The sequence below is a fragment of the Acinetobacter sp. YH01019 genome (assembly GCF_013420285.1).
GTDB lineage: Bacteria > Pseudomonadota > Gammaproteobacteria > Pseudomonadales > Moraxellaceae > Acinetobacter > Acinetobacter gandensis.
This window is the reverse complement of record NZ_VOYM01000115.1, coordinates 1-6585: the sequence shown is the minus strand read 5'-3', so window position 1 is coordinate 6585 and position 6585 is coordinate 1. Positions and strand designations below refer to the sequence as shown.

8 protein-coding genes and 1 pseudogene are annotated in these 6585 nt (G+C 37.2%); 5 read left to right on the top strand and 4 right to left on the bottom strand.

All coding sequences use genetic code 11. The annotated features are described in order from the left end of the window. A pseudogene (locus tag FTT84_RS16430) lies at positions 1 to 99 on the top strand (IS1 family transposase); the annotation flags it as partial. A 245-nt stretch (positions 100 to 344) separates the two neighbouring features. Here FTT84_RS16430 and FTT84_RS16425 read toward each other — a convergent pair. After that, positions 345 to 794, bottom strand: coding sequence for a GNAT family N-acetyltransferase (locus FTT84_RS16425; RefSeq protein ID WP_067762807.1), 450 nt, complete (start codon positions 792 to 794; stop codon positions 345 to 347). Between the two features lie 280 nt (positions 795 to 1074). Here FTT84_RS16425 and FTT84_RS16420 point away from each other — a divergent pair, with 280 nt between their 5' ends. From FTT84_RS16420 to FTT84_RS16410, 3 genes are read left to right on the top strand one after another with little or no spacing between them, the layout of a single operon-like run. Beyond that, the gene (locus FTT84_RS16420; RefSeq protein WP_180081871.1) at positions 1075 to 2079 is read left to right on the top strand and encodes an adenosine kinase; all 1005 of its coding nucleotides are present in this window, start codon (positions 1075 to 1077) and stop codon (positions 2077 to 2079) included. A 14-nt stretch (positions 2080 to 2093) separates the two neighbouring features. Then, entirely contained in the window at positions 2094 to 2405 is a 312-nt protein-coding gene (locus tag FTT84_RS16415) for a Rieske (2Fe-2S) protein (RefSeq protein WP_171256669.1), read from the top strand. Positions 2406 to 2421: 16 nt separating this feature from the next. After that, entirely contained in the window at positions 2422 to 3030 is a 609-nt protein-coding gene (locus tag FTT84_RS16410) for an OB-fold-containig protein (RefSeq protein WP_180081873.1), read from the top strand. Positions 3031 to 3114: 84 nt separating this feature from the next. Here the strand turns inward: FTT84_RS16410 and FTT84_RS16405 are convergent, their stop codons facing one another. After that, on the bottom strand, positions 3115 to 3741 hold the full coding sequence (locus FTT84_RS16405) for a YidB family protein (RefSeq protein WP_180081875.1): 627 nt from the start codon (positions 3739 to 3741) through the stop codon (positions 3115 to 3117). Positions 3742 to 3843: 102 nt separating this feature from the next. After that, a complete protein-coding gene (locus FTT84_RS16400) occupies positions 3844 to 4314 on the bottom strand; it encodes a DUF6231 family protein (protein ID WP_067762802.1) in 471 nt (156 codons plus the stop codon). Between the two features lie 34 nt (positions 4315 to 4348). Between FTT84_RS16400 and FTT84_RS16395 the strand changes: the two genes are divergently transcribed. Continuing rightward, a complete protein-coding gene (locus FTT84_RS16395; RefSeq protein WP_067762833.1) occupies positions 4349 to 5218 on the top strand; it encodes a DUF2797 domain-containing protein in 870 nt (289 codons plus the stop codon). Between the two features lie 80 nt (positions 5219 to 5298). Here the strand turns inward: FTT84_RS16395 and FTT84_RS16390 are convergent, their stop codons facing one another. After that, entirely contained in the window at positions 5299 to 6201 is a 903-nt protein-coding gene (locus FTT84_RS16390; RefSeq protein WP_180081877.1) for an alpha/beta fold hydrolase, read from the bottom strand. Positions 6202 to 6585: the final 384 nt, after the last annotated feature.

The following is a 6585-nucleotide window of genomic DNA, read 5'->3' as shown; positions in this document are numbered from 1 at the left end:
CGTGGTTTTAGAAGAAGTTGTAATTTCTCCAAAAAGCTTGAAAACCATTTTAAAGCCTTCGACTTAACCTTCTTTTACATCAATAATGGCTTCATTTAATGTCAGCATACTTTTTAAAACACCACCATTTATTAAGGTGCTGTAAGAAGTTATATGAGTCAAATTAAATATTAATCTACTTAGGCTATTTTATTCATCTTCAAATTCAGCTCATCCTTTCATTCAGTTAAATTAAAGCATCTCACCAAACTATAGATACAAAAAAGCATCCCGAAGGATGCTTTGAGAGTTTATAGACCATTTCAAACTTTAAGATTTAAACCTATTAGCTGAAAAAGGTGCCGCTAAACTAAATATTTAAAATAGTTGTAGTTTGGATGACTCTCTACAAACACATAGTTTTGCTTTTGATAAAAACTTGCTGCGGATTTGGTATCTGTATTTAGACACAGTGCTGAAAAATGTTTTTTTGCACCCTTTTCAAGTTCGATGAGCAATTGCTTCCCCACACCATGTTGACGGTACTGCGGATGCACATAAAAACGGCGCACACGACCAATACGTTCTTCAATACCAGTATCACCCCATTGTTGATTCAAGCCGCCACAAGCAATTAGTTTATCGCCATCATAAGCCAATAAAAGCTGTTCACCAGTTTGATCAAAACGGTTTTTACCACTACGAAATTCTTCGATTAAACGGTGTATAAACACATAGCCTTCATGCTGCGCTAAAGCAGCAATATTTTCAATTTGAGCTGGCAACTGGTCAGCTTGGCGAATAGTTATTTCCATATATCCACACTTTTTAATCAATTTATCTATTTATATCAACAGCAAAATTCAACTTACTGCACTTAAACCCTGTAGCTCTATAAGATTAAAAAAATAGCTTTTATACAATAGCAAAGCTGATTAAAACGGCAACAATTTAAAAAAAATATTCAAAAAAATGATCAATATGAGTGAAATATATACACACTTGTCTTCTAATTGAATTTTCTTCAACAAACTACAGCAATCCTGAGCAATCGTGTAAACTTAACACTTTCATTTTTTGATGTGATTGAACAACATGGCAACAGTTGACCTTTTTGCAATTGGTAACGCACTTATTGACCAGGAATTCAAAGTCTCCGATGACTTCCTAACTCAACAAAATCTGCAAAAAGGCACCATGCAATTGACTGATGGTGATACTCAGGCAGCTTTATATAACAACCTTCAAGCGACTCAGGAATATAAAGGTCAAGCTTCAGGTGGTTCTGCTGCCAATACAACTGTAGCTTTCAGTGCCTTAGGTGGTTCTGCATTTTATGCATGCCGTGTAGGTAATGATGATCTTAGTCAAATTTACTTAGAGGGTTTAAACCAAGCTGGCATTCAAACTGCAACCCAATCAATCAGTGAAGGTGTGACCGGTACATGTATGGTACTTGTCAGCCCTGACTCTGAGCGCACAATGCATACCTATCTTGGTATTACTGCTGAATTGACTGATGCTCAAATTGACTTTAGCACATTAAATACTGCGAAATGGTTATATATTGAAGGCTATCTCTCAACCTCTGACACAGCTCGCCAAGCAGTCAAACAAGCCCGCAAAATAGCGAAAGCTAATGGTGTGCAAATTGCCTTAACACTCTCCGATCCAGCGATGGTGCAATATGCACGTCAAGGCTTAGATGAATTACTCGATGATGGCGTTGACCTTTTGTTCTGCAATGAACAAGAAGCACTCATGTACACTGAAACTGATGATTTAGAATCTGCACTTGCTAAATTGCAAACACTAAGTAAACACATTGTCATTACATTGAGTGCCAAAGGTGCTTTAATTCATAACGAATCAGCGACATTTACCGTGCCTGGTCGTAAAGTGACTGCTGTTGATGCCAATGGTGCGGGTGATGCTTTTGCAGGCGCTTTCTTATATGCACTTAATGCAGGCCATGATTATAAAACTGCTGCACAACTTGCTATTTTAATTTCAAGTGAAGTTGTTTCTCAATTTGGTCCTCGCTTAGACGTTGAAGACTATGCTGCCCTATTACAGTCATTTCAAAAGGAATGTGCTTAATGTTTAAAATCTGTATGACAGATGACGTGCCTGAACGTGAAGCACGCTCTTTTGAAACACCAGATGGCGATACCATTTTCATCACTCAACGTGATGGTATGTTTTACGCTTACCAGAATTTATGTCCGCACTTACAAGTCGAATTAGAGTTTTTAGAAAACCAGTTTCTAGACCGTGACCAAGAGTTCATTGAATGCTCAACACATGGTGCTCTATTCACTGTAGAAACAGGCGAATGTATTTCTGGCCCTTGCCAAGGTCAAGCGCTTGAAAAAGTAAGTATTAACGTGCATTCTGATGGTGGAATTTACCTCACAGAAGAATAACCTTTGGAACTTCGCCATGTCCGCATTTATCACAGATAGCAACTTAATTATTTTTCATTTAAGTTTATTGGCTGTGCTTTTGTTGGGCATGGTGGAAACCATTGGCTATTACATTAATTTTAGACCGACACAATTAATAAAGCGCATATTTCCACAGCGTTTACATGAATTAGCATTGCTCAATGTAAAATTGTCTAAATCTTTGATTTTATTTTTCTTGTTAATGAATTTTAGTTTTGCAGGCTATGTGTTGCAATTTTGCATTCATGCACAAGAAGGACACTTTGTACCTTCATATTATTTATTCCTTCCCGCACTGATTATCGCAATTTTTTTTACTGTTTTTATGATTCATTGCTTAGATCAAGTCGTCCCACCAAAATATAAAAAACATTCAGTCAATTTACTCGGTCGTTTAGCGACGATTTCAAGTGGTAATGCTCGACCCGGCTTTTCTGCTCAAGCACGTGTACGAGATGAATTTGGTCAACTGCATTATGTACAAGTTGAACCTGAATTTGGTGAACTCGAATTTCAATCTCAAATTATTTTAATTAGGCAAAAAAAATCACATTATGTCGGCAAAAAAATCTGCTTATCCAACCGACTCTTCAACCCTTCTTGAGCTTTAAAGTACACATCCAATTATGAATGTTTTTTAACACCAAAAAAAAGCCAGTCTAAACTGGCTTTTTACATTAAATCAGTCTTAACGTTTTAAGAAACCTGAAACCATATTGAGTACTTGTTGAATATCATCATTGGCTTCATTTTGATTTGTTTGACCCGCTTGCGGTGTTAATGAATCAATAATTTGTGGTAATACAGTTGAGATTGCACTATAGACATCTTGCTTTGGTGTTTGAGTTTCCTGCGCCACTTGTTCAATTTCAGCATCATCAAATAAATTTTGTACTTGCTGGGTGTTTACTACGGCATTCTCGCCCGGTCCTGTAGACACCCAATCATCCACTTGACTGGTTAGACCTTGTCCACGCAATTTATCCAATGCACCTTGTAAACCACCTTGTTTTTGGATCCATGCTAAAACCAAAGGCAATACTGCAATTAAAATTGTAGATGCACCACCGCCTGAAGTCCGTTGTTGTGGTTGCGCTGCACCACCCAACTGACCCAGTACAGAACCTAGAATACCACCCAAGCCACCTGCCTGATTTTGAGCATTGGTTTGTGTGTTTTGAGTATTTGCATTATTACCTAATTGGCCCAATACAGAACCTAAAATACCGCCTAAGCCACCTTGTTGGTTTTGAGCACCTGCTCCACCCAACGCTTGCTTTGCTAAAATTTCCACAATGCTATTTAAATTTGTCATTTTATTATTCCTAGATAAGCCTCGTTACAGCATACGTGGGAAAAGACAATTCAATAAGTGCAGTTTGTTATTTTTTGCAAAGATTAGACAACTAAATCATTGTTACCAACGGAATTTATTCCAATTTTCTGGGTTCGCCCAAAACTTAGAGTTAAACCAATCTGGGATATGTTTATAGGTTAAAATATTAAATTGCCACAATGCAAAGTCACTATCATGAGTGGTCTTATCAATTAACTGAGTAAAGCCAAGTGCACGCAATAATTGTTCATCTTGTAATGTACTCACCACCACGATTCGTTTTGCCAGCAAGTCCCGTAGTTTGACCAACATCTGAGATTTTTGCTGCTCATCTAAGCCTCGCATCATTTCGCTATCCAAAATCACAAAGCCAAGATCAAATCGCTGGGTAAAAGGCAGACTTAAAAACTCAGTTACGTTAAAATGATGCCATAGAATTGGATGAAATTGATTGTATTGTTCAAGATTTTGACCAATACAGATTGCGGTTGAAATAGGCTGCTCTTTCGACAAATCGTCTAGCATAGAAGTGATGACATTTTGTTCAGCCATTTGCCGCATCCTTATTATTGAAGAGAGAATTCGTATGGAACTACAAGGCATTTGCCATAAAATGCATGCAGGTCTTAAGGACCTTAGTGTAACTGATCAACATACACACAAGGCAAATGTTGAGTATAAATTTATTCTAGATCGTTCAGAAGTTGACCTACCATTTAATTTAGGTCAAGAAATTGAGATCGAAGCGACTGGAAATATTTACTGCGTTTCTTGCGGAGCAAAAACGCCAAAATCATATTCACAAGGTCATTGCTTTAAATGCATGAAAACCAAAGCCTCTTGTGATATGTGCATTATGAAGCCTGAAACTTGCCATTATCATTTAGGCACATGCCGTGAAGACGATTTTGCACATGAAGTTTGCTTCCAACCGCATATCGTCTATTTAGCAAATTCGAGTGCCTTGAAAGTGGGTATTACCCGTCTTGGACAAATGCCAACGCGTTGGTTAGATCAAGGCGCTACACAAGCTCTACCCATTATGAAAGTTGGTTCTCGCCGTCTTTCAGGACAGCTTGAAGTCATGTTTGGTACACAGGTTGCCGATAAAACAGATTGGCGTAAATTACTTAAAGGCGAAGCTGATCCTATTAACCTAATTGAAATCCGTGATCAATTGGTTGAAGAGTTTGCACCCAAAATTCAAACCATTCGTGATGAATTCAGTCAAAAGCTCGAATTCAATGAAACGGTTGAATTACTTGAAGATGAATTGCCTCGTCAATTTATTTATCCTGTGGACGAATATCCTGAAAAGATCAAATCACATAATTTGGATAAGACTCCGATTATTCGTGGAAAATTACAAGGCATTAAAGGTCAGTATTTAATTCTAGATACCGGTGTAATCAATATACGTAAATACACGGGTTACGAGATTAAGGTACGTACATAATCTATTAAATCTTCTAATAAGCAAAATAAAAGCGAGAAATATCTCGCTTTTATTTTTAGATTGTACTGCTCAATAGACGGTTATTTCACTTTTGATAAAAACATCAAATAAGGCTGTACCACCAACTGCTCTGCTTCAAGTATCGGCATATGTCCAACACCATTCAATATCAAAGGTTGTTCAGCATTTTTAAATAGTGCTTTTAACTCATTAGCCACATCCACATTAATAATTTTATCTTGCTTTCCCCACACGATAAACACAGGTACATCAATGCCTCTAACCAATAAAGCGAATGCGTCTGGAGTATAATATTTAGACATCGCAACCAATTGATCAACCATTTTTGTTGTATTTTTCGATTGGTTGATCATGAGCTTTTCCTGTCCAGTTTTAATTTCCTGCGGAATAAAAGGTGGACTTTGCATTGCTAGGCTCATTAGTCGATCAAAATCACCTGTTTTACGCACAACTAAATCATTAAGCTTCGTTGTATCCTTTAAGTAAATCGTATTTGCAGTTTTAAATACACCCGCTGTATCGACAAGCATCAATGATCTCACCTCTAATGGATACTGTGCTGTATAGAGCATAGCAACTGCACCACCCATTGAGTGACCGGCCACATGCAAGTTTGGATTCAGCTGAGCAGCATCAATAAACCGTCTTAACTTTTCTGTTTGGTTCGGTATAGATAGGTCAAACTGATCTGTAACAATCGTTTCCCCATGCGCGGGCAAATCAGGAATAACAACATGATAATTCGGTGTTAAGTAACGGGCTACACGGTTCCAGTTATCACGTGTACCTGACAAACCATGTAACAGTAGTATTGTTGGCTTCCGCGGATCTCCACCCTCGCTATACGCCCACTCAATATCGTTATTTTTTACTTTCTTACTCGTTAATCCAGCCCATGTTCTTTCTTGTTGCAATACACTTTGAAAATTTATTTCGGCAGAAAAAGTACACATGCTAAACATCGTAAGCAGTAATCCTATGATTACTTTAAAGGAAGAATAGGAAATTAAAGCTTTTCTGTAATCGATAAAATTTTTAAGATTCAAACGGGTTAAGTGATCCATCACATTTATCCTTTATTGCTATTACATTATTTTTATACGTAATTTTCAGTTTTAACTTTTAATCTAACTGATTTAACCCATCTTGGCATTTGCACACTCGCTAAAATAAATTTCTTAATTGAGCAATTTAGCCAAAAAAAACCAGCCCGAAGGCTTAATGCCAGTCAGTTAAGCAAAAAAAGTTAAAATGCTGTAAAAAGAGCGTATGTAAATACGCTCTTTTTTTATGAATTTATCTCAGAATCTAGATTTAACATTAAAACAAACCCTACCTTCACTTTC